Genomic DNA, 26,053 nt, shown 5'->3' with positions numbered 1-26,053 from the left:
CCGGCGCGCCGGGCCCCGTTACAGGTTCACGACATCGAAGTCCCGCTCGGTCGCCACGTCGGCGTCGTAGTCGACGTCGTCGCGCTCGAAGCCGAACAGCTTCAGGAACTCGTGCTTGTAGCCAGCATAGTCGGTGATGTCGAACAGGTTGTCGGTGGTCACCTGCGGCCACAGGTCCTTGCAGGCCTGCTGGACGTCGTCGCGCAGCTCCCAGTCGTCGAGGCGCAGGCGGCCAGCCTCGTCGGTCTCGGCGCTGCCGCCCTGCCCTTGCGATGAATAGAGGCGCTCGCCGAACAGGCGGTTGAGCTGGTCGATGGTGCCCTCGTGCAGGCCCTGCTCCTTCATCACCTTGTAGACCATGGCGATGTAGAGCGGCATCACCGGGATGGCCGCGCTGGCCTGGGTGACCACGGACTTCAGCACCGCCACGTTGGCGCTGCCGCCCCGCTCGGCCAGGCGCTTGTCGATCTCGCCGGCGGCGCGATCGAGGTCTTCCTTGGCCTTGCCCAGGGCGCCGTGCCAGTAGATCGGCCAGGTGATCTCGGTGCCGATGTAGCTGAAGGCCACCGACTTGGCGCCTTCGGCCAGCACGCCGGCCTTGTCCAGGGCGTCGATCCACAGTTCCCAGTCCTCGCCGCCCATCACCGCGGTGGTGTCGTCGATCTCCTGCTGGGTCGCCGGCTCCACCTCGGCCTCGATGATGGCGTCCTTGTTGGTGTCGATGGCAGTGGCGCGATAGGTCTCGCCGATCGGCTTGAGGCTGGAGCGCTTCATCTCACCGCTGTCCGGCAGCTTGCGCACCGGCGAGGCCAGCGAGTAGACCACCAGGTCGACCTGGCCCATGTCCTGCTTGATCAGCTCGATGGCCTGCTCGCGGGCCTCGTGGGAGAAGGCGTCGCCGTTGATGGACTTGCTGTACAGCCCTTCCTGCTTGGCGAACTTGTCGAAGGCCGCGGCGTTGTACCAGCCGGCGGTGCCCGGCTTCTTCTCGGTGCCCGGCTTCTCGAAGAACACGCCCAGGGTATCGGCGCCGTAGCCGAAGGCCGCGGTGATGCGCGCGGAGAGGCCGTAGCCGCTGGAGGCGCCGATCACCAGCACCTTCTTCGGCCCGGCGCTCTTGTCCAGGTTGCGGGCGCGGGTCGCCTCGATCTGCTCGAGCACGTTCTGCTCGCAGCCGACGGGGTGAGTGGTGGTGCAGATGAAACCGCGGACCTTGGGCTTGATGATCACGTTAGACCTCTTGGCGTTCGCAGCGGGGCGCCGGACAAGCGCCGCCCCGGTGAAAGGAAATTCGTACGTGGCGACATTCTAGCGGCCTCGCCCGGCGCTGTCCGCCCTTGAGCGCGGCCGCCGGCTGGGGCAGGATGCTCGCCATCCCCCCCACCCTCAGGAGATCCCATGGACGCACAGACCCTCGTCGACACGCGCGGCGACCTCTGGTTGGCGCTGGCGCCACTGTGGCTGGAGCGGGAACCGCGGGAGACCGACTACACGCGCATGATCGAGGAGATCGAGCGCCACGGCCTGAGCGATAGCGAGCTGGAATGGGTGTTCCGCCTGGAGCTGGCCCCGGTGCTGACCCGCCAGCAGATGTCGGTGGCCGGCGAATGGCGCGAGTTCGACGACTACCGGCTGATGAAGCGCCTGGTGGCCCACAACCTGCGGCTGACCGGCTGGCGACGCCGGACCTGGGCGCTGTTCTCGGGGCTGACCACCATGATGGCTCGCCATCGCTTCAACGAGCTGATGGAGCGGCTGATGATCGCCCGTGGCCGGGACGTGCCCTCCTGACGACTCAGGATTCGTCGAGCGCCTGCTCCAGCGCCTCGATTAATGTCGCCTCGCCGTCGCGCGGCGAGAAGCGCCGGATCACTCGGCCGTCGCGCCCCACCAGGAACTTGGTGAAGTTCCACTTGATCATTCCCGTGCCCAGCACCCCCGGCGCCGCTCGCTTGAGCTCGACGAACAGCGGATGGGTGCCACCACCGTTGACCTTGACCTTCTCCATCAGCGGGAAGGTCACGCCGTATTCCCGTTCGCCGAAGGCGCAGAAGGCCTGGGCCGATTCCGGCGACTGGTGGGCGAACTGGTTGCAGGGAAAGGCCAGCACGGTGAAGCCGCGATCGCGGTAGCGGCGATAGAGCCGCTCGAGATCGCGCAGCTGGGGGGTGAAGCCGCATTTGCTCGCCACGTTGACGATCAGCAGTACCTGGCCGCGCAGGGCGCGCAGGTTGAAGGGCTCGCCATGGGAAGTGTGGCAATCGTGATCATGGATGCTCATGGCGCGTGCTCGCAGTCTGATCCCCCACGATGCCACGCCGCATGGCGGGACGCCAGTCCCGGCGCGACCGTGCCAGCACGACGTCAGAGCGATGCCGGATAGCGTGCGAGCGGCCGATTCACGCGCGCCCCTCCAGCCGCCCGCGCTGCCACAGGGTCTCCACCGCCTGGCGGGTATCCGGCGTCACGCCATCCAGCGCCATCGCCTCTTCGGGCGAACACCAGAAGGCATCGGCGACCTCCTCGGCCTGCAGCGTGAGCGGCCCGTCGTAGTCGACCAGATAGGCGCTGCCGAAGATGTGGTGGCCATCGGCGTCATACACGAACTCCAGCACGTGACGCAGCGGCTCGCCGATGATGCCCAGCTCCTCGGCCAGCTCGCGCCGCGCGGCCTGGTGTACCGATTCCCCGGCCCCGACCACGCCGCCGGCGGCCAGGTCGAGACCGCCCGGGAACACCTCCTTGGTCAGGGTGCGACGCTGCACGCACAGCTCGCCGGCGGCGTTGCGCACCACGATGTAGGTGGCGCGATGCCAGTAGCGATAGCGGCGCATGGTGGCCCGGGAAGCACTGCCGCAGGGCCGGTTGTGGGCGTCCACCAGCTGGATGCTCTCATCGGCGATACGGGGGGCAGGCAGCGGCGCGGGCGCCAGGGCGTCGTCGGTCATCGTGGCTCTCCGATGAAATGCCTTCAGCCTACTCAGTCAGGCCCCGAGCGTCACGCGTCATCGCCTCGCCGGCTTTGACCGGCCCGCCGGCAGCCGCCATGCTCAGGAGAGACCGCTGGCCGGAGGTCCGCCATGCACGATCACGCGCCCCGCGACCGGCTGGCCACCCACACGGTGGCCAACCGGCCGCCCCCGCCCGAGGACCGCGACGCCCTCGTCGACGACATTCCGCTCCAGGAGGCGCTTGCGCGGGAGGCACCGGACTGGGTCGCCCGACGACTGGCCTCGCTGGGCCGCGAGGTCGGCAGCCGGAGAGTGCAGACACTGGCCGAGGCGGCGAATCACCACCCGCCCGAACTCAGGCTGTTCGACCGACACGGCCGGCGCCTGGACGAGGTCATCTATCATCCCGCCTATCACGAACTGATGCACCTGGCGCTGGACCACGGCTGGCACGCCGTGGCCTGGCAGGAGGAGGGCCGCGGCGGGCACCAGGCCCACGTCGCCGCCCTCTATCAGCTGACCCAGGCCGAGCCGGGCTTCTGCTGCCCGGTGACCATGACCCACGCCGCCCTGCCGGCGCTGCGCGCCTCGTCCGAGGCCATGACAGAGTGGTCGCCGAAGCTGCTGGCCTGGGACTACGATCCCCGCCCGCTGCCCGCCGAGCAGAAAAGCGCACTGACCTTCGGCATGGCGATGACCGAGAAACAGGGCGGCAGCGACGTGCGCGCCAATACCACCCGGGCACAATCCACCGGCGACGGCTGGCGGCTGACCGGCCACAAGTGGTTCTGCAGCGCGCCCATGTCCGACGCCTTCCTGACCCTGGCCCAGACCGGCGACGGCCTGGGCTGCTTCCTGGTGCCACGTTTCGCCCCGGACGGTACGCGCAATCCCATCGAGCTGCAGCGCCTCAAGGACAAGTGCGGCAACCGTGCCAACGCCTCGGCGGAGATCGAGTACCGCGACGCCTGGGCCCGGCCTCTGGGCGAGCCCGATCGCGGCGTGGCGACCATCCTGTCGATGGTGCAGCAGACCCGGCTGGATGCCGCCACCGCGCCGGTGGCGATGATGCGCCAGGGGCTCGTCGAGGCCTGGCGCTTCGTGCGCCATCGCCAGGCCTTCGGGCGGCGGCTGGCGGAACAGCCCCTGATGCGAACGCTGATCGCCGACATGAGCCTGGAGGTGGAAGCCGGCGTGGCGCTGACGCTGCGCACCGCCCGAGCCTTCGACGGCGCCGCGCGAGGCGACGACCACGAGCGCGCCCTGGCCCGGCTGCTGCCGGCGCTGGCCAAGTACTGGCACAACAAGCGCGCGCCGGGCTTTCTGGCCGAGGCCATGGAGTGCCTCGGCGGCATCGGCTACGTGGAGGAAACGCCGCTGGCGCGGCTCTACCGCGAGGCGCCGGTCAACTCGATCTGGGAGGGCTCCGGCAACGTGATCTGCCTGGACGTGCTGCGCGTGCTCGGCCGTCATCCCGAGGCGCTGGCCGCGCTGCGCGATGAGTGGGATGCGGTGAAGGGCGAGTCCGCCGAGCTCGACCGCGCCCAGGCCGGACTGGAGGGTCTAATGAACGAGCCGTCCGAGACGCTCGAGCCACGCGCCCGCTGGCTGACCCAGCGCCTCGCCCAGTGCCTTCAGGCCGCACTGCTGCTGCGCCATGCCCCGCCGGCAGTGAGCCACGGCTTCTGCCGTAGCCGGCTGGGCGAGCATGCAGGCGGCGCCTACGGGGTGCTGCCCCCCGATGCGCCGCTGGACGAGATTCTCGCCCGCCTGCCGAACTGAGGCCGGCGAGCGAAATCGAGCGGGCTAGAGGATCGGCCCGGACACCACCCGCAGCGCCAGGGCCAGCAGCAGCAGCCCGGTGATGCGATTGATCCAGTGCGCCCGGGCCTGCAGCCAGGGCAGCACCCGCGAATGGGAGAGACCGACGGCCACCAGCACGTACCAGCCGCCGTCGATGATCACCGCCGTGAGCACGATGATCGCCCGGGCCGCCAGGCTCATGTCCGGGGTCACGTACTGGCTGAGCAGGGCCACGAAGAAGAGGATCAGCTTGGGATTGGCCAGCGCCACCAGCATGCCGTCGCGGGCGGCCTGGCCTCGGGTGGTGGCGACCGCCTGGGCGTTGACCGCCCCACCGCGGCCGGCGCGCAGCGCCTTGATGCCCAGCCAGGCGAGGTAGGCCGCCCCGCCCCAGGTGACCGCCTGGAACAGCGTCGGGAAGCGCACGATCAGCTCGCCAAGCCCCCACACGGTGAGCAGCGCGTAGAGCCCCACCCCCAGCGCGTGCGAGATCGCCGCCGCGATGCCCGGCACGCGCCCACCGCCCAGGGTATGACGCAGCACCATGGCCAGGCTCGGCCCCGGCGACATCGCGCCCATGGCACAGATCGCGGCCAGCGATATCCATAACGAAAACGGCATGACGGTCTCCTTGAGTCGATGATGGGGCGGCGACGCCTCCGCCCAGCAGGGCCTCCCTGGCCTCGCCCTGCTCCCCCGGCGAGGCGGGTAAGGACGGGCCGGACATCATACGATATCGTGTCGTGGGTTGCCCGGCCGGGCGGCCCCTCCTCGACCCGGACGCCAAGGACCGCATGAGCGACGACGCCCAGCAAGCTCCGCCCCAGAACAGGCCCAACAGCCTGACCACGCTGATCACCCAGGTACAGCAGGCCGGGCGGCAACGAGACGACGTGAGCCTGGAGGCGATCCTCGACACGGCGGGCCGGCGCAGCTTCGCGCCCTTCCTGCTGATCGCGGGGCTCATCACCCTGGCCCCGCTGATCGGCGACATCCCCGGGGTGCCCACCCTGATGGCCAGCCTGGTGGTGCTGGTGGCGGCCCAGCTGCTGATGGGCCGCAAGCACTTCTGGCTGCCACGCTTCCTGCTCGAGCGGCGGGTCTCCCGGGCACGCTTCGTGCGCGTCACCGACGGACTGTTACGCCCCGCCCGCTGGGTCGATCGCATCCTGCAGGCGCGGCTGGTCTGGCTCACTCGCGCTCCGGCCCATCTGCCGGTAGCCCTGACCTGCCTGCTGATCGGGCTGGCCATGCCGCCGATGGAGCTGGTGCCCTTCTCCGCCAACGGCGGCGGCCTGGCGTTGACGCTCTTCGGACTGGCGCTGCTCGCCGAAGACGGCCTGATGGTACTGGCGGCCTATCTGCTGACCGGCACGACCCTGGCCCTGGTGATCATCGGCCTCGCCTGACACCGCGACCCTGGAGCCCGCGATGCCAAGACCCGATTCACGACTGACGCGGGCCGTCGCCCTGGCCGCTGGTGCCGGCTACACCGCCAAGGGCATCGTCTATCTGCTGGTGGGCGGCCTTGCCTTCCTGGCGGCGATCGACCTGGGTGGCGACAATGTCGGCACCAAGGAGGCCCTGTTCGGCCTGGCCCGCCAACCGTTCGGCGACCTGATGATCACCGGGCTCGGAGGCGGACTCGCCGCCTATGCCGCCTGGCGTCTGTTCCAGGCCCTGCTGGACACCGAGGACGTCGGGCACGGCCTCAAGGGGCTGGTCACCCGACTGGGCTTTCTGATCAGCGGGCTCATCCACGCCAGCCTCAGCGTCTACTGCCTCGACCTGCTGCGCGACGCCGCCGAGGCTACGAACAACGGCACGGCCAGCGACCACACCGCCCAGGTGATGAGCCATCAGGGCGGGCTCTACGTGATCTTCGCCGTCGGCCTGGTATTCATCGCCATCGGCCTGCGGCAGCTGTGGCGAGCCATGCGGCAGACCTATCTCAAGAACTGGTACCGCCAGGACCTGGGGCCGCTGCAGCGGCGGCTGGCCGACATCGTCACCCGCTGGGGGCTCTGCGCCCGCGGCCTGGTGTTCCAGATGATCGGCCTGTTCCTGTGCCTCGCGGCCTGGCGCACCGACCCGAGCGAGGCTCAAGGCCTCGGCGGCGCACTCAACGTGCTGGCCGCCCAGCCCTTCGGCCCCTGGCTGCTCGGTGCGGTCGCCCTGGGACTGGCGAGCTACGGCCTCTACTGCCTGATCAACGCCGCCATTCGCGATACCAGCCTCGACTGATGCTCCAACCGGCGCGGCAATCACCCACCGCCACGAGCCGTTGTCGACCGATAAAAAAACAGCGGCCCAACAAGAGGCCGCTGCCAAAACAGGGAATGTGTCATGCAGCAAGCAAGACACGCCTCGATTATCCCTCGCCGACCTCCGCACATTGCTTCAGTAAGCCCTGATAAAACAGGCCTTATCAGCGCTTAAAAAGCTCTCGTATACGAGAGCAATCTTTCGGAAAAACAATAACGTAGACAAGGACCACCCGCATCGTTTCAACGACAAGAAAACAACTGATTCAGGTCAATGAAGTGTCTTTTCCGATGAATCGATTCAATGACAATCGCGGCGTTTTCGCTCGATGAAATACCTGCTAAACGGGAAGAAATGCAGGACCAAAAAAAGCCGCCCTGAGGAGGCGGCGAGAGACCGTGACTAGCAATGAGGAGAAGCCGACAACCGCTGACCCTAGCGGCCGTCAGCCGTGGCGGTTCATCAACGCCACGTCCTCAACGTAAGCGTTCCTCGCTCGTCCGTCAATGCAAATGCGAATATTTTTTATCTTTAGGCGTAACGCCATCCTCCCGAGCCAGGCCTCCGGGCATAAAAAACGCGGCCGGAGAAGGCCGCGAAGGATACGGGGATGTGTCGGGCTGAGGGATGCCGACACCCTTCCAATATGCATACGCCACGGGAGGCGTAGTGAATCAATGAAAACTAATAAATGAACGCTGCTTGAGCTTTCGACGGACACAAGAGCCAGGACGCGGGGCAGTAAGGGCGTACAGGACAACGGGCACGACGAGACGATGACCGGCGTGGACACCTTGTTGACACTTGAAGGGGATTTAATTCAGAACAAGCACAAGGAGGGAGGTAAGTGCTTGATTTCATGGTACCGGCGGTCGGACTCGAACCGACAAGGGCTTGCACCCGGCGGATTTTGAATCCGCTGCGTCTACCAATTCCGCCACACCGGCAACGGCGCTGCATTATACGTGGGCCGGACGGGAGGTCAATCGCGACCCCTGACTTCGCGGCGGCGACAGGGTATCCTAGGCGGCTTGCCAATGGCTCGGCCGAGCCGCCCTTCTCATCCCACCATCCGGACGTTTCACCCCATGCAGCGCGCCGATTTCCACTATGAGCTCCCCGAGGCGCTGATCGCCCGCTATCCCTCCGAGCAACGCAGCGACTGCCGGCTGCTGTGCGTCGACGGCGAGAGCGGCTCGCTCGCGCACCGCCGCTTCCCCGACCTGCTCGAGACCCTCGACCCGGGCGACTTGCTGGTGTTCAACGACACCCGGGTGATCCCGGCCCGACTGCACGGCCACAAGGCCAGCGGCGGGCGCGTCGAGATGCTGCTGGAGCGCCCGCTGGACGCCCATCGCGGCCTGGCCCACCTGCGCTCGAGCAAGTCGCCCAAGCCCGGCACCGAGATCGCGTTCGAGGGCGGCATCCGCGCCGTGGTCGAGGGCCGCCGCGATGCGCTGTTCGAGCTGCGATTCCTCGGCGAGACGCCGCTGGTGGAGCTGCTGGAGCAGCACGGCCACATGCCGCTGCCGCCCTACATCACCCGCGAGGACGAGCTCTCCGACCGCGAGCGCTACCAGACCGTCTACGCCCGCCGCGAGGGCGCGGTGGCCGCCCCCACCGCGGGGCTGCACTTCGACGAGCCGCTGCTCGAGGCCCTGGCCGAGAAGGGCGTGGAAAGCGCCTTCGTCACCCTGCACGTGGGCGCCGGCACCTTCCAGCCGGTGCGCGCCGACGACATCCGCGACCACGAGATGCACAGCGAGTGGATCGAGGTCTCCGAGGCGGTCTGCGAGCAGGTGCGCGCCGCCCGCGCCCGGGGCAACCGCGTCATCGCGGTGGGCACCACCAGCGTGCGCTGCCTGGAATCGGCCTGCCTGAAGAGCGACGACGGCGAGATCGCGCCCTACAGCGGCGAGACCGACATCTTCATCTATCCCGGCTACGACTGGCGGGTGGTCGACGCCCTGATCACCAACTTCCACCTGCCGGAGTCGACCCTGCTGATGCTGGTGTCCTCCTTCGCCGGCTATGAGACGGTGATGGCCGCCTACCGCGAGGCGGTGCGCGAAGAGTACGCCTTCTTCAGCTACGGCGATGCGATGCTGCTGACGCGCGCCCGCTGATCCGAGCCGCTCGGCCATGCACCGGCCGACCGCTTCGACGAATTTCGAGAGACCCCATGCGAGACGAATGCTTCATGAACTTCGAGCACCTGGCCAGTGATGGCCGGGCGCGCCGCGGCCGCCTCAGCTTCCCGCGAGGCACCGTGGAAACGCCGGCCTTCATGCCGGTGGGCACCTACGGCACCGTCAAGGGCATGACGCCCGAGTCGGTCAAGGAGATCGGCGCCGAGATCATCCTCGGCAACACCTTCCACCTGTGGCTGCGCCCGGGCACCGAGGTCATCGAGGAGCACGGCGACCTGCACGACTTCGCCCAGTGGGACAAGCCGATCCTCACCGACTCCGGCGGCTTCCAGGTGTTCTCGCTCGGCGAGATGCGCAAGATCACCGAGCAGGGGGTGCACTTCCGCTCGCCGGTGGACGGTTCCAAGGTGTTCATGGGCCCCGAGGAATCGATGGCCGTGCAGCGCTCACTGGGCTCGGACATCGTGATGATCTTCGACGAGTGCACGCCCTACCCGGCCACCGAGGACGAGGCCAGGAAGTCGATGGAGATGTCGCTGCGCTGGGCCCAGCGCTCCCGCGACGCCCACGGCGACTCGCCCTCGGCGCTGTTCGGCATCATCCAGGGCGGCATGTATCCCGAGCTGCGCGAGGCCTCGCTCGAGGGCCTCGAGAAGATCGGCTTCGACGGCTACGCCATCGGCGGCCTGTCGGTCGGCGAGCCCAAGGAAGAGATGATCAAGGTGCTCGACTACCTGCCCGAATGGATGCCGGCCGACAAGCCGCGCTACCTGATGGGCGTGGGCAAGCCGGAGGACCTGGTGGAAGGCGTGCGCCGCGGCGTCGACATGTTCGACTGCGTGATGCCGACCCGCAACGCGCGCAACGGCCACCTGTTCACCGGGGAAGGCACGGTCAAGATCCGCAATGCCAAGCACCGCCACGACACCCGTCCGCTGGACGAGGAATGCGACTGCTACACCTGCCGCAACTTCTCCCGCGCCTACCTGCATCACCTCGACCGCTGCGGCGAGATGCTCGGCTCGATGCTCAATACCATCCACAATCTGCGCCATTACCAGCGCCTGATGGCTGGTTTGCGCGGTGCTATCGAAGCGGGTACATTGGCGAACTTCGTGGAAGGGTTCTACGCGCAGCGCGGTCTGCCGGTTCCCCCCGCTCCGAATTGATCGACGGCCGGCCCCCGTGGCCGGCCGTCGAGCGCCGCTGGAAGGCGTCTTGTTTCCCCGCGACTCAGGAGATCGTCGTACATGCTGGACTTCCTCATTTCCCCGGCCATGGCCCAGGACGCTGGCGCCGCTCCGGGCGGTGGCATCGCCCAGATCGTGATGCTGGTCGGCTTCGTGCTGATCTTCTACTTCCTGCTGTGGCGTCCGCAGGCCAAGCGGGCCAAGCAGCACAAGCAGCTGATCGCCGGCCTGTCCAAGGGTGACGAGATCGTCATCGGCGGCGGCATGATGGGCCGCATCACCAAGGTCAGCGAAGACAGCGAGTTCCTGTCCATGGAAATCGCCGAAGGCACCGAGGTCAGCGTCCAGAAGAACGCCGTGGCTTCCGTTCTGCCCAAGGGCACGCTCAAGTCCATCTGATCGGATGCCCCCGCGCCCGCACGCCTACCCGGCCGTGCGGGCTGCCCTGCGACCACCGAGGCGGGGCCCGGCCGACCGGCTCCGCCCGGTGCTCGTGATGGCGCAGCGTCCGTCCCATCATCAGCAACCTGAGGGCAGGGCCCCCATGCTTAATCGTTATCCCCTGTGGAAGTATCTGCTGATACTCCTCGTGCTCTCCGTCGGCCTGATCTACTCTCTCCCCAACCTCTTCCCCGAGGACCCGGCGGTACAGATCAGCAGCGACGGGGGCGACTTCAACCTCGACCAACGCCGCCTCGAGCAGCTCGAGAGCTCCCTCACCGACGCCGGCCTCGGCATCCAGTCCGTCGAACGCGACGCCGGCAGCGTGCTGATCCGTCTCGACAACGCCGACGACCAGATCCAGGCCCGCGACATGCTCAGCGAGCGCCTGGGCGACGACTACGTGGTGGCGCTGAACCTGGCCGAATCCACTCCGGGCTGGCTGGAATCGCTGGCTGCCTCCCCCATGACCCTGGGCCTGGACCTGCGCGGCGGCGTGCACTTCCTGCTCGAGGTCGACATGAAGGCGGCCCTGACCCAGCGCCTAGAGGTCAACGCCAGCGCCATGCGCGAGACCCTGCGCGACGAGCGGATCCGCTATCGCAATACCGAGGTCGAGGAACGCTCGATCCACATGGACTTCATGAACGAGGAAGATCGCGACGAGGCCCGCCGCCTGATCAGCCGCGACTTCCCCGAGTTCGAGTACAGTGACCTCGAGCGCGACCGCGGCGCCGGCCTGGCGATGACACTGACCGACACCGCCGTGCAGGAGATCCAGGACTACGCGGTCAACCAGAACCTGACCACGCTGCGCAACCGCGTCAACGAGCTCGGCGTGGCCGAACCGCTGGTCCAGCGCCAGGGGCCGGCGCGCATCGTCGTCGAGCTGCCCGGCGTGCAGGACACCGCCGCGGCCAAGCGCATCGTCGGCGCCACCGCCAACCTGGAGTTCCGCCTCGAGGCGCGGCCGGACACCCCGGAGGCCGAGACCGAGACCTATGCCTTCCGCAACGCGGAACGCACCGCCACCCTGATGCGCGACGTCATCATCACCGGCGACAGCGTCTCGAACGCCAACCGCAGCTTCGACGAGAACGGTCGGCCCCAGGTCAACATCAACCTGGACGGCACCGGCGGCACCCTGATGAACCGCGCCACCCGCACCAACATCGGACGCAACATGGCGGTGCTGTTCATCGAGCACAAGACCCGCGAGCGCACGGTGATGGAGGACGGCGAGGAAACCGTCGTACGTTCGCCCTACACCGAGCGCAGCATCATCAGCCTGGCCACCATCCAGAGCGCGCTGGGCAACAGCTTCCGCATCACCGGGCTGGACTCGCCCACCGAGGCGGCCGACCTGGCGCTGCTGCTGCGTTCCGGCTCGCTGGCCGCGCCGATCTACTTCGCCCAGGAGCGCACCATCGGGCCGAGCCTCGGCCAGAAGAACATCGAACGCGGCATCCTCTCGGTGCAGATCGGCCTGCTGCTGGTCGTGGCCTTCATGCTGATCCGCTACAAGGTGTTCGGGGTGATCGCCAACGTCGCGCTGGCCTTCAACCTGGTGATGCTGGTGGCGGCCATGTCGCTGCTCGGGGCCACGCTCACGCTGCCCGGCATCGCCGGTATCGTGCTGACGCTGGGCATGGCGGTGGATGCCAACGTGCTGATCTTCGAGCGCATACGCGAGGAGATGCGCGGCGGGCTCTCGGCCCAGCAGGCCATCCACGCCGGCTACGAGCGCGCCTTCACCTCGATCGTCGATGCCAACATCACCACCCTGCTGGTGGCGTTGATCCTGTTCTCGATCGGCACCGGCCCGGTCAAGGGCTTCGCCGTGACGCTGTCGCTGGGCATCCTGACCTCGCTGTTCACCTCGCTGATGGTGACCCGCGCCATGGTCAACCTGTGCTACGGCCGCAAGCCCGTGAAGAAGCTCTGGATTTAGGAGAAGGCCATGCAATCGTTCATCAATCGACAGCTCGACTTCATGGGCAAACGCCGGCTGGCCTTCATCGCCTCCGGGATGATGCTGCTGGTGTCGATCGTCGCCCTGCTGGTCAACGGGCTCAACCTGGGCCTGGACTTCACCGGCGGCACCCTGGTCGAGGTCCGCTACGCCACCGCGCCGGCGCTGGCCAGCGTGCGTGAGGCCCTGGAAGCCGCCGGCTTCCAGGACGTGGCGGTGCAGACCTTCGGCGCCTCCACCGAGGTGCTGATCCGCCTGCAGCAGGCCTTCGATGCCGGCGTCGGCGACCAGGTGGTCGACCTGCTGAACCAGGGCGGCGCCAGCGTCGACCTGGTGCGCGCCGAATTCGTCGGCGCCCAGGTCGGCGACCAGCTCCGCGACCAGAGCGGCATGGGCATGCTGGTGGCGCTCGGCATCGTGATGCTCTACGTCGCCTTCCGCTTCCAGTACAAGTTCGCCCTCGGCGCCCTGCTGGCCCTCGTCCACGACGTGGTGATCGTGATCGGCGCCTTCGCCCTGTTCGGCTTCGAGTTCGACCTCACGGTGCTGGCCGCGGTGCTGGCGGTGATCGGCTACTCGCTCAACGACACCATCGTGGTCTACGACCGCATCCGCGAGAACATCCGCAAGTCGCGCATCGACGACATGCCGGCGATCTTCAACGAGGCGATCAACCAGACCCTGTCGCGAACCCTGGCCACCTCCGGCACCACCCTGCTGGTGCTGCTGGCGCTGCTGATCCTGGGCGGCGACATGATTCACTACTTCGCCGTCGCGCTGATCATCGGCATCGCCGTGGGTACCTTCTCGTCGATCTACGTGGCCGCGGCCCTGCTGCTGCCGCTGAAGCTCAGTCGCGAGGATCTGATCCCGGCCAGGAAGGAAGATCCGGAGGCCGAGGAGCTGCCCTGACGGCATTGCCTCACCATCCGTTCACGACACCCCGCTTCGGCGGGGTGTCGTCGTTCAGAGCGGCAACACTTCCCTCGTCCGCCTGGCGACGTCGACTTTAGGCGTCCCCGAGGCGGAGGACTTTCCCGCAAAGGCGTGCCGAATCATCTTCTTAACGCTTCCGATAACTGTTTGAATATCAAATAGCCGGAATCCATATATTAGACGCTATCCCAGGACGCTCCCTAGGCTTTGCCTGCTAAATAATAACGAGCGAGGAGCGCGCGATGACACAACGCAGACTCGGCATCGTCGAGAAAATCGGCTTCGGCATGGGCGATGCCGGCAACAACATGACCTTCGCCGCCGTGGTCATGTATCTCTCGTACTTCTATACCGACGTCTACGGCATCTCCCCCGCCGTGGTCGGCACGATCTTCCTCTCGATGCGCTTCGTGGATGCCATCACCGATCCCCTGATGGGCGCGCTCGCCGACCGCACCCGCAGCCGCTGGGGGCGTTTCCGGCCCTACCTGCTGTTCGTGCCGGTGCCGCTGGCCGTGGCCTGCGTGCTGATGTTCACCACTCCCGAGTGGTCCGGCACGGCCAAGATCGCCTACGCCTTCGCCACCTACTTCATCATGTCGCTGCTCTATACCGCGGTGAACATCCCCTACTGCGCGCTGGGGGGCGTGATCACCGACGATCACCGCGAGCGCGTGTCGTTCCAGTCCTGGCGCTTCATCCTGGTCGGCGTGGCCTACCTGATCCTCAACAGCGGCCTGATGCCGCTGGTCGAATGGATCGGCGGCGATGACGAGGCCAAGGGCTTCCAGTACAGCATGACCATCATGTCGGCGATCGGGCTCGGGATGTTCCTGTTCTGCTTCCTGACCGTGAGGGAACGCGTGCACCCGACGCCAACGCAACACGACCGGCTGGCCGCCAAGCTCAAGGCCCTGGCCATGAACCTGAAGTGGCGGATCGTGCTCGGCGTGACCTTCCTGCAGGCGCTGCAGTTCTTCCTGCGGCAGGGGGCGGCGATCTACTTCGCCACCTACGTGCTGGGCTTCGGCACCCTGGGCATTTCGGCGTTCATCACCAGCGGCGCGCTCGCCAGCATCGCCGGGACCGCGCTATCGCCTCGGCTGAGCCGGCGCATCAGCAAGCGCAAGGTGTTCCAGGCCAGCACCCTGGCCCTGATCGCGGCCTCCTGCCTGCTGTTCCTGGTGCCCGGCCAGTGGGCCATCGTGGCGAGCCTGATCTTCGTGCTGGTCAGCTTCATGCACGGCGTCGGCGCCCCCATCTCCTGGGCGCTGATGGCCGACGCCGAGGACTACGGCGAGTGGAAGACCGGACAGCGCAACACCGGGGTCTCCTTCGCCGGCAACCTGTTCTTCCTCAAGATGGGGCTGGCGGTCTCGGGCGGGATGATCGGGCTCCTGCTGTCGTGGGGCGGCTATCAGGCCAATGTCGACCAGCAGAGCGACTCGGCGCTGCTGGTCATCAGCCTGCTGCTGACCCTGATCCCCGCCATCGTCTGCCTGCTGATGTTCTGGGCCACCTACCTGTTCGGCCTGAACGACGATGACATGGACGAGGTACGCGCCGCCCTCCAGCAGCGCCGACCCGATGACGGCACGCCGTCCCCGGCCGCCGATCCCGCCTCCGGCGAGGCCTCGGCCTACACCTGATGCCGACGCACTTCCGTGCCACACGGCTCCCTGAAACGCGAGACGCCACCCCGAGGGGTGGCGTCGTCGTGGCTGGACGGGCCTCTCGCGAGGCGTCGGCTCAGTCCTGGGTCACCGGCTCCCGGGCGCGGCGCACCGCGCCGGCCAGCGAGCGGGTCAGCTCGAGCACGCCGCGCGAGGCCTCGGTGGGGCTCTCGGCCGCGGCCACGGTGTCGGTCAGCGCCGAGCCGACCACCACCGCGTCGGCGAAGCGGGCGATGCGCTCGGCCTGCTCGGGAGTGCGGATGCCGAAGCCGACGCCGATCGGCAGGTCGGAGTGCACGCGGATGGCCTCGACCTCCTGCGCCACGCGCTCGGCGGATGGCGCGGCGGCGCCGGTCACGCCGGTGCTGGAGACGTAGTAGAGGAAGCCCGAGGTGTTCTCGAGCACCAGCGGCAGGCGCCTGGCGTCGGTGGTCGGGGTCGCCAGGCGGATGAAGTCGAGGCCGTGGGCCTGGGCCGGCAGACACAGCTCGGCGTCGTGCTCCGGCGGCAGGTCGACCACGATCAGCCCGTCGACGCCGGCCTCGGCGGCCTCGGCGAGAAAGGCCTCGACGCCCATGCAGTAGATGGGGTTGTAGTAGCCCATCAGCACCACCGGGGTGGCGTCGTCGCGCTCGCGCAGGACACGCACCATGTCCAGGGTCCTGGCCATGGTCTGCCCGCCTTCCAGGGCGCGCAGGGTGGAGGCCTGGATAGAGGGGCCGTCCGCCATCGGGTCGGTGAACGGCATGCCCAGCTCGATCACGTCGGCGCCGGCCTCGGGCAGCGCCAGCAGGGTCTCGAGGCTGGTGTCGTAGTCGGGATCGCCAGCGCTGATGAAGGTGACGAGGCCGGCGCGGTCGGCGGCCTTGAGCTCGTCGAAGCGGCGCGCGATGCGGTCGTGGCGTTGGGTCATCGTCTCTCTCCTCATTGTGCCGGTGCGTCGGCGGCCAGCTCGTCGGCCAGGCGTTCGGTGACGGTGGTCATGTCCTTGTCGCCGCGCCCGCTCAGGTTCAGCACCATGACGTGATCCTCGGGCAGCGTCGGCGCCAGCTTGATCGCGTGGGCGATGGCGTGGGACGACTCCAGCGCCGGGATGATGCCTTCCAGGCGGCACAGGGTCTTGAAGGCGTCGAGCGCCTCGTCGTCGGTCACGGCGACGTACTCGGCGCGGCCGACCTCGTGCAGCCAGGCGTGCTCGGGGCCGATGCCCGGATAGTCCAGCCCCGCCGAGATGGAGTGCGCGTCGGTGATCTGGCCCTCGGCGGACTGCAGCAGGAAGGTGCGGTTGCCGTGCAGCACGCCAGGGCTGCCGCCCTGCAGGCTGGCGGCGTGCTTGCCGGTGTCCAGGCCTTCGCCGGCGGCTTCCACGCCGATCAGGCGCACGCTCTCGTCCTCAAGGAAGGGGTGGAACAGGCCCATGGCGTTGGAGCCGCCGCCGATGCAGGCCACCAGCGAGTCGGGCAGCCGCCCCTCCTTCTCGGCCAGCTGCTCGCGCACCTCCTGGCCGATCACCGACTGGAAGTCACGCACCATGGCCGGATACGGGTGCGGGCCGGCCACGGTGCCGATGATGTAGAAGGTGTCCGCGACGTTGGTCACCCAGTCGCGCAGGGCGTCGTTCATCGCGTCCTTCAGGGTGCCGGTGCCGCTGGTCACCGGGATCACCCTGGCGCCCAGCAGCTTCATGCGCTGCACGTTGGGCTGCTGGCGGTCGATGTCGGTGCTGCCCATGTAGATGATGCATTCCATGCCGAAGCGGGCCGCCACGGTGGCGGTGGCCACGCCGTGCATGCCGGCGCCGGTCTCGGCGATGATGCGCTTCTTGCCCATGCGCCGGGCCAGCAGCACCTGGCCGATGCAGTTGTTGATCTTGTGCGCGCCGGTATGCATCAGGTCTTCGCGCTTGAGATAGATCCGCGCGCCGCCGAGCGCCTCGGTCAGCCGCTCGGCAAGATACAGCGGGCTCTCGCGGCCGATGTAGTCGCGGCGCAGCGCGTCGAGCTCGGCGTGGAAGTCCGGGTCCTGCTTGGCCGACTCATAGGCTTCCTGCAGCTCGAGGATCAGCGGCATCAGGGTTTCGGCGACGAAGCGACCACCGAAGCGGCCGAAGAAGCCATCGGCATCGGGGGCGATCTCGGCGGTGGGGTGCGGCAGACCCATGGTGACGACTCCTGATGATCAGTGGGGAATGGCCACCACGATAAATCGCGCCGCACCCTGTGATAAGCGATCATTGCTCGCTAATCTGTGAGAAAAGCTGACATGACTGGAGCCCGTCTTGAGTGATCGACTGCCCTCGCTGAATGCCCTGCGCGCCTTCGACGAGACGGCCCGCACGCTGAGCGTCACGCGCGCCGCCGAGGCGCTTCACGTCACCCATGGCGCGGTCAGCCGCCAGCTCAGGCAGCTCGAGGAACAGCTCGGGGTGACGCTGTTCCGGCGCCAGGGCCGCGGCCTGGCGCTGACCCAGGAGGGCGAGCTGTTGCGTGCCTCGACCTCACAGGCCTTCGAGCGCCTCGGCCAGGCCTGCACCCAGCTGCGCCGACGCGCCTCGGAGGCGCCGCTGGTGCTCGGCTGCCCCGGCAGCTTCCTGGCCCGCTGGTTCATCCCTCGACTGGATCGGCTGAAGGCCCAGTGCCCGGAGCTGAACCTGCACCTGACCGCCGACGACGAAGTCGCCGGCCGGCTCGGTACCGACGTCGACGCCGTGCTGCGCTTCGCCGAGCCGCCCTGGCCCGACGGGGTGCGGGTCGTCGAGCTGGCCCCGGAGCGCATGGGGCCGGTGCTGGCACCGGAACTGCTCGAGGACGCCAGCCCGGCTACCGCCCCTGCCGCGCTGACCACGCTGCCGATGCTGCATACCCAGTCGCGCCCCCAGGCCTGGTCGCAGTGGTTCGCGGCCCTAGGGCTGGACCCCGCGACGATGCGCCACGACCAGTCGTTCGAGCACCTGCACTACATGCTCGAGGCGGCGCTGGTAGGCCTGGGCGTGGCCATCGCGCCGTCCTACCTGGTGGAGGAAGACCTGCGCACGGGCCGGCTTGTCGCGCCCTGGGGCTTCATCGAGACCCCGGCCCGGCTCGGGCTGTGGCTGCCGGCGGGCGCCCCGCGGCGGGACATCGATCGACTGGTCGAGTGGCTCAAGCAGGAGCTGGCCCGCTCCAGCGGCTGACGCCTCGCGCCAGCCTCTCGCCTCTCCCACACAGCAAAAAGCCCCCGGGGTCGCCGGGGGCTTCTCGTGCCGCGTGCCGCCGAGTGGGCGGCGGGCTCGCCTCGGGTCGTGCCTAGGCGACGCCCTGCGCCTCGTCGTCCGTATCGGGAGCGAAGACTTCGCGGGCATGATGATAGAGCACGCCGGCGTAGCCGTTGCGCTGCATCACCTTGAGGATCTTGGCCGGGTTCTCGTCATCCAGGGCGCGACGCAGCTTGTCGCGCTGCTCGTCGTCCAGCGACTCGTGCCAGTGGTAGGGCTCGCCATTCGCGCTGGCCGCCTCGGCACGGCGGATCAGGTCCATCTCGACCCGGCCGCCGTAGCGGTACAGCAGGTCGTAGCCTTCCTGGAGATGCAGGGCCGGCACGTCGCACGGTTTCTCCAGGCTTTCCAGCACGTTGTAGTAGTAATAGCTGAGCGGTTCCATCATCACTCCTCTCGCGAATGAGGGGCATGGCCCGGCCGGTGAAGAGAGGGTGGCCGGGGTGCATGGAGCCGGGGCGAAAAAATGCCGCCGACCTCCCCACGCTACACCCAGTGGCGCGCCCAGAACAGTCTCGAGAACGTCATACTTCTGTCGCTGCTCCCCTGAAACGCAGACGCCCCCGCGGCTGGGCCGCGGGGGCGTCTCGTCATCCGCCGACGTCGTCAGGCGCCAAGGCTCAGAAGTGCGGCTTGAGCTGCTTCAGCAGGGCCTTGAACATCCGCGGTCCGGCGGCCATCAGCTGGCCATCGGTGGTCACCGAGGGCTGGCCGTCCGGCGTGCCCTGCAGGGCGCCGGTTTCCTTGAGCAGCAGCGAGCCGACCAGCAGGTCCTGCTCGTCGATGCCCATCACGAAGGCGGCGTCGACGCGGCCGGCGGCCAGATCGGCGAGGTCCAGCAGGCCGCAGCCGGAGGCGCGCATCAGGTCCACCTGGGGCGCCAGCTGCTGGGTGACGGTCAGGTAGGACGGCAGCTGGCGCTCACGCACCCAGCTTTCCGGCAGGCTCATGGCGATGCGGGAGCCGGGGATCGCGGTGGCCTTGGAGACGCGCAGGCGCTTGCCGTTGAGCTGGGCACCGCGGCCGCGGCTGGCCAGGTACTCGTCATCGCTGAAGGGGCAGATCACCACCGCATGCTCCGGGCGGCCCTTGACCAGGCATACCAGCGACAGTGCGAAGCTCGGCGCGGCGACGGCCAGGTTGGAGTAGCCGTGGAAGGGTTCGATGCGCCACAGCACGTCGGCGCCCTCGCCTTCGCCGGCGCGGTGCGGCGTGTAGCGGCCGACGACGCCGTGCTGGGGGTAGCCACGGGACAGCTGGCGGGTGATCAGCGCCTCGGCGTTGCGGGCGGTGTCCTCGAGCAGCTTGTCGAGATTGTGTTCTTCGTGGGCGTTCTCGATACGCTCACGGATACGCAGAAACTGTTCGCCGGCGCTGCGTGCGGCACGCAGGGCGTACTGGACCATCGGATGCATGATCGGGCCTTGGGGAGTCGGTGGTGTTAAAGAACGGAGATCGGCGCGCATCCTAGCAGAAGCACGGGAGCCGCGCCACGCAAAGCCGCGGCATGCTAGACTCTCGCCCCTTCACCATCGACGCGACACCAGACAGGCCCTCCCCATGCTCGAGCGCATCCGCATCGTCCTGATCGGCACCAGCCATCCCGGCAACATCGGCGGCACCGCCCGCGCCATGCACAACATGGGCCTGGCGGACCTGGCCCTGGTGGCGCCGCGCTGCGAACCGCTCACCGCCGATACCGTCTCGCGGGCCTCCGGCGCCGACGCGCTGGTCCACGCCGCCCGCACCGTGGAGACCCTGGAGGAAGCGGTCGCCGACTGCACCCTGGTGGTCGGCGCCAGCGCCCGCTCGCGTACCCTGCCCTGGCCGATGATCACGCCCCGCGCGCTCGGCGAGCGACTGCCCGAGGAACTGGCCGCCCCGGGCGGCCGTGTGGCGCTGGTCTTCGGCCGCGAGGACAGCGGCCTGACCAACGCCGAGCTGCAGCGCTGCCATGCCCACGTGCACATCCCCACCAACCCGGACTTCAGCTCGCTGAACCTGGCCGCCGCGGTGCAGGTACTGGCCTACGAGTGCCGGCTGGCGTGGATGGAACACGGCGAGACGCCGGCGGCGTCCGCGGAGAAAGACGATGCCCAGCCGCTGGCCAGCCACGAGGAGCTGGAGCACTACTTCACGCACCTCGAGCGCACCCTGATCGCGATCGGCTTCCACGATCCGGCCCAGCCCCGCCAGCTGATGGCGCGGCTACGTCGTTTCACGCTGCGCGCGCGCCCGGAGCGCATGGAACTCAACATCCTGCGCGGCATCCTCTCGAACACAGAGAAGCTGGCCCGGCCGGAGCAGCCGTCCACCGGCGAGCGGGCCTCCGGCGAGCCCGGCAGCGACTGAGCCGATGCCGGGGGTGCGGCGGGCCACGGCTTGAAGCCGGCCCGCCGCACCCCCACTATGAAGACATTCCCCGCTCCCGTTCGGCCGCTTGCCCCGCAACGCCTGGCTCTTCAACCAAGGACCCGCCGCATGTTTCAACGTCTGCGCGAAGACATCAACAGCGTATTCGACCGTGACCCGGCGGCGCGCAACTTCCTGGAAGTGCTCACCAACTATCCCGGACTGCACGCCCTGCTCGTCCATCGGCTCAGCCACTGGCTGTGGCAGAAGAACCTCAAGTGGCTGGCCCGCACCCTGTCGAGCCTGGCGCGCTGGTTCACCGGCATCGAGATCCACCCCGGGGCGACCATCGGCCGGCGCTTCTTCATCGACCACGGCATGGGCGTGGTGATCGGCGAGACCGCCGAGGTCGGCGACGACGTCACCCTCTACCAGGGCGTGACCCTGGGCGGCACCAGCTGGAACAAGGGCAAGCGCCATCCGACCCTGGAGGACGGCGTCATCGTCGGCGCCGGGGCCAAGATCCTCGGCCCGTTCACCGTCGGCGCCGGGGCCAAGGTCGGCTCCAACGCCGTGATCACCAAGGAGGTGCCGGCCGGCGCCACCGTGGTCGGCATCCCCGGCAAGGTGGTCAAGCGCGACGAGCCCGACACCGTCACCCCGCTGGAGGTCGACCCGGAACGCCGCGAGGCCATGCGCCGCAAGTTCGGCTTCGACGCCTATGGCGTCAGCCAGGACATGCCCGACCCGGTGGCTCGCTCGATGCAGGCCATGCTCGACCACATGCACGCCGTCGACGAGCGCCTCGAGCGCATGTGCACCACCCTGCGCAGCATCGACGCCGGCTTTCGCGACAGCAATCTGCCCGAGCTGCGCGACGAGGACTTCGCCAACGTCCTCGCCGACGTGGACAGCTGCTGCGGCCCTCAGGACGAGCCCCAGGGCGACAAGACCGCGGATGCCCAGGACCACACCGAGTCCGAAGGCGGCGACACCGCCGCGCGCCGCCGCCAGAATGGTTGACCGTGATACTCGGGCTTCCTCATAATATTGGCCCGATCCGACGCCGCCGGAATCGGCCCGCCTCGCCGCTGGCCGACGCCCGCGCCGGCACCGAGGTAATGCCCCCATGCGCCTGACCACCAAGGGACGCTACGCCGTCACCGCCATGCTCGACCTGGCCATGCATGCCGACGAAGGCCCCACCAGCCTCGCCGACATCTCGCGTCGCCAGGAAATCTCGCTGTCCTACCTCGAGCAGCTGTTCGCCCGCCTGCGGCGCGCCAGGCTGGTGGACAGCGTGCGCGGTCCGGGTGGCGGCTACCTGCTGGCGCTGGCGCCGGACGCCATCTCGGTGGCCCGGGTGATCGACGCGGTCAACGAGTCGGTCGACGCCACCCGCTGCGGCGGCCTGTCGGACTGTCAGCAGGGAGACACCTGCCTGACCCACCATCTGTGGAACGAGCTGTCCGACCAGATTCACGGCTACCTCGAGGGCGTGACCCTGGGCCAGCTGGCCGGTCGCGAGGAATTCCAGCGCATCGCCGAACGCCAGCGGCGCCGCCTCGACGACGACCAGATCCCCACCGTCTCGCCCTGAACCCCTTACCGGTCCGATTCCATGAGCGCATCCGTCTACCTCGATTACGCCGCCACCACGCCCGTCGACCCACGCGTCGCCGAGGTGATGAGCCGCTATCTGACCCTGGAAGGCACCTTCGCCAACCCGGCCTCGCGCAGCCACATGCCCGGCTGGCAGGCCGAGCAGGCAGTGGAGAGCGCGCGCCGCCAGGTCGCCGACCTGATCGGCGCCGACCCGCGCGAGATCGTCTGGACCAGCGGCGCCACCGAGGCCGACAACCTGGCGCTGACCGGCTACATGCGCGCCAACCGCGCGCGCGGCAACCACCTGGTGACCTCGACCATCGAGCACAAGGCCGTGGTGGACACCGCTCGCGCCCTCGAGCGGGAAGGCGTCGAGGTGACCTGGCTCGCGCCCGAGTCCGACGGACGCGTCACCCCCGAGGCGCTACGCGCCGCCATGCGCGAGGACACCGTGCTGGTGTCGCTGATGGCGGTGAACAACGAGCTCGGCACCATCAACGACATCGCCGCGCTGGCCGAGGTCGCCCACGCGGGCGGCGCCGTCTTCCACACCGATGCCGCCCAGGCCACCGGCCGCATCGCCCTCGATGTGGCCGCTCAGGGCATCGACCTGATGTCGCTGTCCGGGCACAAGGCCTACGGCCCCAAGGGCGTCGGTGCACTCTACGTGAAACGCGACCCGGACCTGCGCCTCGAGGCGCTGATCCACGGCGGCGGCCACGAGCGCGGCATGCGCTCGGGCACCCTGCCGACCCATCAGATCGCCGGCATGGGCGAGGCCTTCGTCATCGTCGGCCGCGAACACGAGGACGACCAGGCCCGCATCACCGCCCTGCGCGACCGCTTCCTGGCCGGGCTCGAGGGCCTCGAGGGCGTGCATCGCAACACCGCGACCGCGCACTCGGTGCCCAACATCCTCAACCTGGCCTTCGAGGGCGTCGACGGCGAATCGCTGCTGATGGCGCTGCGCGATATTGCGCTGTCCACCGGCTCGGCCTGCAACTCCGCCAGCGTCGAGCCATCCTATGTATTGAAAGACATCGGCGTGCCACGCCGCCTGGCGCTCGCCTCGCTACGCTTCAGCTTCGGCCGCTTCACCACCGAGGCCGACATCGACCGCACCCTGGAGGCCCTGCGCCACGCCCTCACCGGGCTTCGCCGCTAGCCTCCGACGCCGCAGGAGAACCACCATGGCGACACTTTCGATCACCACCGCCGCCGCCGACCAGATCCGTCGGGTGCTCGACGAACGCGGCCACGGCCTGGGCCTGCGGGTCTCGGTCAAGCCCAGCGGCTGCTCCGGCTACAGCTACGTGCTCGACTTCGCCGACGAGGCAGCCAACGACGACGTCATCGTCGAGGAGCACGGCGTGAAGGTCTACGTGGCCCCGGACGCGCTGGAAGTGCTCGACGGCAGCGAAGTGGACTACGTCTCGGAAGGGCTCAACCGCTACTTCCGCTTCAACAACCCCAACGTCAAGGACGAGTGCGGCTGCGGCGAAAGCTTCAGCGTCTGAGCCCGCCGCGCCGATTGTCCATCGCCGCTCGGGGACGGTATACTCTGCGCCCAATTCGGCGCCCGGCGCCGAGACGCCTCTTTACTCCGGCCTCGCGCCACCCCGGCCCTCCCGGGGTGGCGCGAGGCCGTCAACGCTCGTGACTTCCCAGACTGGAGAACGCACCCATGGCTACCGAACGCACCCTGTCCATCATCAAGCCCGACGCCGTCGCCAAGAACGCCATCGGCGAGATCGAGAGCCGCTTCGAGAAAGCCGGTCTGAAGATCGTTGCCGCCAAGATGCTGCAGCTGTCCCAGGAGCAGGCCGAAGGCTTCTACGCCGAGCACAGCGAGCGTCCGTTCTTCGGCGCTCTGGTCGGCTTCATGACCTCCGGTCCGGTCGTCGTGCAGGTGCTGGAAGGCGAGAACGCCATCGCCGCCAACCGCGACCTGATGGGCGCCACCAACCCGAAGGAAGCCGAAGCCGGCACCATCCGCGCCGACTTCGCCGAGTCCATCGACGCCAACGCCGTCCACGGTTCCGACTCTCCGGAATCCGCGGCCCGCGAAATCGCCTACTTCTTCGAGGACAGCGAGATCTGCGCCCGCTAAGGAAACGCCGATTCGGGGCGCGCCCGCACCCCGAGTCCGCGGTTTCCTCTCGGACCGGCAGCCTCACTGCCGCGCGGGGGCGATCTCGCCCCCGCACCCAGCCCCACCGACGCCGCTGACCGCCCATGACCGACACCACCGCACCCCAACGCTCCAATCTGCTCGGCATGACGCGCGAGGAGATGGAAGCCTTCTTCCTGTCCATCGGCGAGAAGAAGTTCCGCGCCGCCCAGGTGATGAAGTGGATTCACCACGAGGGCTGCGACGACTTCGCGTCCATGACCAACCTGTCCAAGGCGCTGCGCACGCGTCTCGAGGAAGTCGCCGAGATCCGCGGCCCCAGCGTGGTCTACGAGGGCACCTCCAGCGACGGCACCCGCAAGTGGGTACTGGAAGTGGAGGACGGCAGCTACGTGGAAACGGTGCTGATCCCCGCCGAGAACGGCAAGCGCCGCACCCTCTGCGTCTCGTCCCAGGTCGGCTGCTCGCTGGACTGCAGCTTCTGCTCCACCGGCAAGCAGGGCTTCCAGCGCAACCTCACCGCCGCCGAGATCATCGGCCAGGTGTGGGTCGCCAGCAACAGCTTCGGCCCGCGCAAGGACACCGCCAATCGCCCGGTCACCAACGTGGTGATGATGGGCATGGGCGAACCGCTACTGAATTACGACAACGTCGTGCCGGCCATGAAGCTGATGCTCGACGACAACGGCTACAGCCTTTCCAAGCGCCGCGTCACGCTCTCCACCTCGGGCGTGGTGCCGATGCTCGACCGCCTCGGCGACGAGCTCGACGTGAGCCTGGCCATCTCGCTGCACGCCGCCAACGACGAGCTGCGCAACGAGCTGGTACCGCTCAACCGCAAGTACGACATCCGCACCCTGCTCGACGCCTGCCAGCGCTACCTGGGCAAGTGCGACGACACCCGCGTGGTCACCATCGAGTACACCCTGATCAAGGACGTCAACGATCAGCAGGAACACGCGCGCGAGCTCGCCGAGCTGCTCAAGGAGCTGCCGTGCAAGATCAACCTGATCCCGTTCAATCCCTTCCCGCACTCGGGCTACGAGAAGCCGTCGCGCAACCAGACCATGCGCTTCCAGCAGTGGCTGGCCGACCTGGGCTACACCGCGCCGGTCCGCTCCACCCGCGGCGATGACATCGATGCCGCCTGTGGCCAGCTGGTGGGCCGGGTCAAGGATCGCACCAAGCGCCACGCGCGCTACATCCAGTCGATCCAGATCGACGCCGACTGAGCCCCGGGGGCGCCTTGACTTCAACCGGGCACGACGCTTTGATGGTCGGGCCTTTTTTACCCACGGTCGCGCGGCCCCATGCCGCCGCCCAGCGAGGAT

General features: G+C 68.3%; 26 protein-coding genes and 1 tRNA gene. 18 read left to right on the top strand and 9 right to left on the bottom strand.

The features are described 5' to 3' along the window. Positions 1-18: 18 nt before the first annotated feature. Positions 19-1,230, bottom strand: a complete 1,212-nt coding sequence (fabV, locus tag QWG60_RS02340; protein WP_107181344.1) for an enoyl-ACP reductase FabV — start codon at positions 1,228-1,230, stop codon at positions 19-21. A gap of 168 nt (positions 1,231-1,398) precedes the next feature. Between fabV and QWG60_RS02335 the strand changes: the two genes are divergently transcribed. Further along, the gene (locus tag QWG60_RS02335; protein WP_146908670.1) at positions 1,399-1,791 is read left to right on the top strand and encodes a DUF7079 family protein; all 393 of its coding nucleotides are present in this window, start codon (positions 1,399-1,401) and stop codon (positions 1,789-1,791) included. 4 nt (positions 1,792-1,795) lie between these two features. Here QWG60_RS02335 and QWG60_RS02330 read toward each other — a convergent pair whose 3' ends face one another. Next, positions 1,796-2,281 (bottom strand): glutathione peroxidase, encoded by a 486-nt coding sequence (locus tag QWG60_RS02330; protein WP_035593856.1) that lies wholly within the window; start codon positions 2,279-2,281, stop codon positions 1,796-1,798. 118 nt (positions 2,282-2,399) lie between these two features. Then, complete coding sequence (locus tag QWG60_RS02325; protein ID WP_046079513.1) at positions 2,400-2,948, bottom strand: NUDIX hydrolase; 549 nt, start codon at positions 2,946-2,948, stop codon at positions 2,400-2,402. Positions 2,949-3,080: 132 nt separating this feature from the next. Here QWG60_RS02325 and QWG60_RS02320 point away from each other — a divergent pair, with 132 nt between their 5' ends. Then, positions 3,081-4,733, top strand: a complete 1,653-nt coding sequence (locus QWG60_RS02320) for an acyl-CoA dehydrogenase family protein (protein WP_146908672.1) — start codon at positions 3,081-3,083, stop codon at positions 4,731-4,733. A gap of 24 nt (positions 4,734-4,757) precedes the next feature. Here QWG60_RS02320 and QWG60_RS02315 read toward each other — a convergent pair whose 3' ends face one another. Beyond that, on the bottom strand, positions 4,758-5,375 hold the full coding sequence (locus QWG60_RS02315) for a LysE family translocator (RefSeq protein ID WP_146908674.1): 618 nt from the start codon (positions 5,373-5,375) through the stop codon (positions 4,758-4,760). 173 nt (positions 5,376-5,548) lie between these two features. On the opposite strand from QWG60_RS02315, the gene QWG60_RS02310 reads away from it, so the two are divergent. After that, the gene (locus QWG60_RS02310) at positions 5,549-6,163 is read left to right on the top strand and encodes an exopolysaccharide biosynthesis protein (protein WP_046079515.1); all 615 of its coding nucleotides are present in this window, start codon (positions 5,549-5,551) and stop codon (positions 6,161-6,163) included. 22 nt (positions 6,164-6,185) lie between these two features. After that, positions 6,186-6,998: a DUF1206 domain-containing protein gene (locus QWG60_RS02305; protein WP_046079516.1), complete on the top strand. Its 813-nt coding sequence runs from the start codon at positions 6,186-6,188 to the stop codon at positions 6,996-6,998. Positions 6,999-7,879: 881 nt separating this feature from the next. On the opposite strand, the gene QWG60_RS02300 is transcribed toward QWG60_RS02305, so the two are convergent. Next, positions 7,880-7,966, bottom strand: a tRNA-Leu gene (locus QWG60_RS02300). 141 nt (positions 7,967-8,107) lie between these two features. Here QWG60_RS02300 and queA point away from each other — a divergent pair. The 6 genes from queA (at position 8,108) to QWG60_RS02270 (ending at position 15,357) form a co-directional block, all read left to right on the top strand. Beyond that, positions 8,108-9,145, top strand: coding sequence for a tRNA preQ1(34) S-adenosylmethionine ribosyltransferase-isomerase QueA (queA, locus tag QWG60_RS02295; protein ID WP_046079517.1), 1,038 nt, complete (start codon positions 8,108-8,110; stop codon positions 9,143-9,145). A gap of 74 nt (positions 9,146-9,219) precedes the next feature. Then, complete coding sequence (tgt, locus tag QWG60_RS02290) at positions 9,220-10,338, top strand: tRNA guanosine(34) transglycosylase Tgt (protein WP_220084863.1); 1,119 nt, start codon at positions 9,220-9,222, stop codon at positions 10,336-10,338. An 81-nt stretch (positions 10,339-10,419) separates the two neighbouring features. After that, a complete protein-coding gene (gene yajC / locus QWG60_RS02285) occupies positions 10,420-10,758 on the top strand; it encodes a preprotein translocase subunit YajC (RefSeq protein WP_035593895.1) in 339 nt (112 codons plus the stop codon). Positions 10,759-10,903: 145 nt separating this feature from the next. Next, a complete protein-coding gene (gene secD, locus QWG60_RS02280) occupies positions 10,904-12,751 on the top strand; it encodes a protein translocase subunit SecD (protein WP_046079519.1) in 1,848 nt (615 codons plus the stop codon). A gap of 9 nt (positions 12,752-12,760) precedes the next feature. Continuing rightward, positions 12,761-13,684 carry a protein translocase subunit SecF gene (gene secF, locus QWG60_RS02275; RefSeq protein WP_046079520.1) on the top strand — a complete coding sequence of 308 codons (924 nt, stop codon included), beginning with the start codon at positions 12,761-12,763 and terminating at the stop codon, positions 13,682-13,684. Between the two features lie 266 nt (positions 13,685-13,950). Beyond that, positions 13,951-15,357, top strand: a complete 1,407-nt coding sequence (locus QWG60_RS02270; RefSeq protein WP_146908676.1) for an MFS transporter — start codon at positions 13,951-13,953, stop codon at positions 15,355-15,357. A 100-nt stretch (positions 15,358-15,457) separates the two neighbouring features. Here the strand turns inward: QWG60_RS02270 and trpA are convergent, their stop codons facing one another. Both trpA and trpB read right to left on the bottom strand, forming a co-directional pair. Beyond that, the gene (gene trpA / locus QWG60_RS02265; RefSeq protein ID WP_046079522.1) at positions 15,458-16,294 is read right to left on the bottom strand and encodes a tryptophan synthase subunit alpha; all 837 of its coding nucleotides are present in this window, start codon (positions 16,292-16,294) and stop codon (positions 15,458-15,460) included. Between the two features lie 11 nt (positions 16,295-16,305). After that, positions 16,306-17,541, bottom strand: a complete 1,236-nt coding sequence (gene trpB, locus QWG60_RS02260) for a tryptophan synthase subunit beta (RefSeq protein ID WP_046079523.1) — start codon at positions 17,539-17,541, stop codon at positions 16,306-16,308. A 118-nt stretch (positions 17,542-17,659) separates the two neighbouring features. Here trpB and QWG60_RS02255 point away from each other — a divergent pair, with 118 nt between their 5' ends. Then, positions 17,660-18,553, top strand: a complete 894-nt coding sequence (locus QWG60_RS02255; RefSeq protein ID WP_107181372.1) for a LysR family transcriptional regulator — start codon at positions 17,660-17,662, stop codon at positions 18,551-18,553. A 112-nt stretch (positions 18,554-18,665) separates the two neighbouring features. On the opposite strand, the gene QWG60_RS02250 is transcribed toward QWG60_RS02255, so the two are convergent. Both QWG60_RS02250 and QWG60_RS02245 read right to left on the bottom strand, forming a co-directional pair. Next, positions 18,666-19,019 (bottom strand): hypothetical protein, encoded by a 354-nt coding sequence (locus QWG60_RS02250; RefSeq protein ID WP_035593907.1) that lies wholly within the window; start codon positions 19,017-19,019, stop codon positions 18,666-18,668. 235 nt (positions 19,020-19,254) lie between these two features. After that, positions 19,255-20,049, bottom strand: a complete 795-nt coding sequence (locus QWG60_RS02245; RefSeq protein WP_035593909.1) for an inositol monophosphatase family protein — start codon at positions 20,047-20,049, stop codon at positions 19,255-19,257. A 145-nt stretch (positions 20,050-20,194) separates the two neighbouring features. Between QWG60_RS02245 and trmJ the strand changes: the two genes are divergently transcribed. The 7 genes from trmJ to rlmN all read left to right on the top strand — a co-directional run bounded on the left by trmJ (position 20,195) and on the right by rlmN (position 25,954). Next, complete coding sequence (trmJ, locus tag QWG60_RS02240; protein WP_046079527.1) at positions 20,195-20,986, top strand: tRNA (cytosine(32)/uridine(32)-2'-O)-methyltransferase TrmJ; 792 nt, start codon at positions 20,195-20,197, stop codon at positions 20,984-20,986. A 129-nt stretch (positions 20,987-21,115) separates the two neighbouring features. Beyond that, complete coding sequence (cysE, locus tag QWG60_RS02235; protein ID WP_146908678.1) at positions 21,116-22,009, top strand: serine O-acetyltransferase; 894 nt, start codon at positions 21,116-21,118, stop codon at positions 22,007-22,009. Between the two features lie 106 nt (positions 22,010-22,115). Beyond that, positions 22,116-22,586: an Rrf2 family transcriptional regulator gene (locus tag QWG60_RS02230; protein WP_035593913.1), complete on the top strand. Its 471-nt coding sequence runs from the start codon at positions 22,116-22,118 to the stop codon at positions 22,584-22,586. A gap of 21 nt (positions 22,587-22,607) precedes the next feature. Next, on the top strand, positions 22,608-23,756 hold the full coding sequence (locus QWG60_RS02225) for an aminotransferase class V-fold PLP-dependent enzyme (protein ID WP_046079529.1): 1,149 nt from the start codon (positions 22,608-22,610) through the stop codon (positions 23,754-23,756). Positions 23,757-23,781: 25 nt separating this feature from the next. Beyond that, positions 23,782-24,108 carry a HesB/IscA family protein gene (locus tag QWG60_RS02220; RefSeq protein ID WP_035593918.1) on the top strand — a complete coding sequence of 109 codons (327 nt, stop codon included), beginning with the start codon at positions 23,782-23,784 and terminating at the stop codon, positions 24,106-24,108. Positions 24,109-24,275: 167 nt separating this feature from the next. Beyond that, positions 24,276-24,701 (top strand): nucleoside-diphosphate kinase, encoded by a 426-nt coding sequence (ndk, locus tag QWG60_RS02215; protein WP_107181374.1) that lies wholly within the window; start codon positions 24,276-24,278, stop codon positions 24,699-24,701. A 125-nt stretch (positions 24,702-24,826) separates the two neighbouring features. After that, entirely contained in the window at positions 24,827-25,954 is a 1,128-nt protein-coding gene (gene rlmN / locus QWG60_RS02210) for a 23S rRNA (adenine(2503)-C(2))-methyltransferase RlmN (protein WP_035593922.1), read from the top strand. Positions 25,955-26,053: the final 99 nt, after the last annotated feature.

Source organism: Halomonas halophila (assembly GCF_030406665.1).
Lineage (GTDB): Bacteria > Pseudomonadota > Gammaproteobacteria > Pseudomonadales > Halomonadaceae > Halomonas > Halomonas halophila.
This window is presented reverse-complemented; position numbering and strand designations above follow the sequence as displayed.

Bases quoted from the DNA above. Each gene is read 5' to 3' on its own strand.
- QWG60_RS02305 (WP_046079516.1), top strand. From the start codon at position 6,186: ATGCCAAGACCCGATTCACGACTGACGCGGGCCGTCGCCCTGGCCGCT.
- secD (WP_046079519.1), top strand. From the start codon at position 10,904: ATGCTTAATCGTTATCCCCTGTGGAAGTATCTGCTGATACTCCTCGTG.
- QWG60_RS02330 (WP_035593856.1), bottom strand. From the start codon at position 2,281: ATGAGCATCCATGATCACGATTGCCACACTTCCCATGGCGAGCCCTTC.
- QWG60_RS02270 (WP_146908676.1), top strand. From the start codon at position 13,951: ATGACACAACGCAGACTCGGCATCGTCGAGAAAATCGGCTTCGGCATG.
- QWG60_RS02225 (WP_046079529.1), top strand. From the start codon at position 22,608: ATGAGCGCATCCGTCTACCTCGATTACGCCGCCACCACGCCCGTCGAC.
- QWG60_RS02335 (WP_146908670.1), top strand. From the start codon at position 1,399: ATGGACGCACAGACCCTCGTCGACACGCGCGGCGACCTCTGGTTGGCG.
- QWG60_RS02315 (WP_146908674.1), bottom strand. From the start codon at position 5,375: ATGCCGTTTTCGTTATGGATATCGCTGGCCGCGATCTGTGCCATGGGC.
- trpB (WP_046079523.1), bottom strand. From the start codon at position 17,541: ATGGGTCTGCCGCACCCCACCGCCGAGATCGCCCCCGATGCCGATGGC.
- cysE (WP_146908678.1), top strand. From the start codon at position 21,116: ATGTTTCAACGTCTGCGCGAAGACATCAACAGCGTATTCGACCGTGAC.
- QWG60_RS02320 (WP_146908672.1), top strand. From the start codon at position 3,081: ATGCACGATCACGCGCCCCGCGACCGGCTGGCCACCCACACGGTGGCC.
- QWG60_RS02250 (WP_035593907.1), bottom strand. From the start codon at position 19,019: ATGGAACCGCTCAGCTATTACTACTACAACGTGCTGGAAAGCCTGGAG.
- yajC (WP_035593895.1), top strand. From the start codon at position 10,420: ATGCTGGACTTCCTCATTTCCCCGGCCATGGCCCAGGACGCTGGCGCC.
- QWG60_RS02220 (WP_035593918.1), top strand. From the start codon at position 23,782: ATGGCGACACTTTCGATCACCACCGCCGCCGCCGACCAGATCCGTCGG.
- trmJ (WP_046079527.1), top strand. From the start codon at position 20,195: ATGCTCGAGCGCATCCGCATCGTCCTGATCGGCACCAGCCATCCCGGC.
- QWG60_RS02325 (WP_046079513.1), bottom strand. From the start codon at position 2,948: ATGACCGACGACGCCCTGGCGCCCGCGCCGCTGCCTGCCCCCCGTATC.
- secF (WP_046079520.1), top strand. From the start codon at position 12,761: ATGCAATCGTTCATCAATCGACAGCTCGACTTCATGGGCAAACGCCGG.
- queA (WP_046079517.1), top strand. From the start codon at position 8,108: ATGCAGCGCGCCGATTTCCACTATGAGCTCCCCGAGGCGCTGATCGCC.
- trpA (WP_046079522.1), bottom strand. From the start codon at position 16,294: ATGACCCAACGCCACGACCGCATCGCGCGCCGCTTCGACGAGCTCAAG.
- rlmN (WP_035593922.1), top strand. From the start codon at position 24,827: ATGACCGACACCACCGCACCCCAACGCTCCAATCTGCTCGGCATGACG.
- QWG60_RS02230 (WP_035593913.1), top strand. From the start codon at position 22,116: ATGCGCCTGACCACCAAGGGACGCTACGCCGTCACCGCCATGCTCGAC.
- ndk (WP_107181374.1), top strand. From the start codon at position 24,276: ATGGCTACCGAACGCACCCTGTCCATCATCAAGCCCGACGCCGTCGCC.
- QWG60_RS02245 (WP_035593909.1), bottom strand. From the start codon at position 20,049: ATGCATCCGATGGTCCAGTACGCCCTGCGTGCCGCACGCAGCGCCGGC.
- tgt (WP_220084863.1), top strand. From the start codon at position 9,220: ATGAACTTCGAGCACCTGGCCAGTGATGGCCGGGCGCGCCGCGGCCGC.
- QWG60_RS02310 (WP_046079515.1), top strand. From the start codon at position 5,549: ATGAGCGACGACGCCCAGCAAGCTCCGCCCCAGAACAGGCCCAACAGC.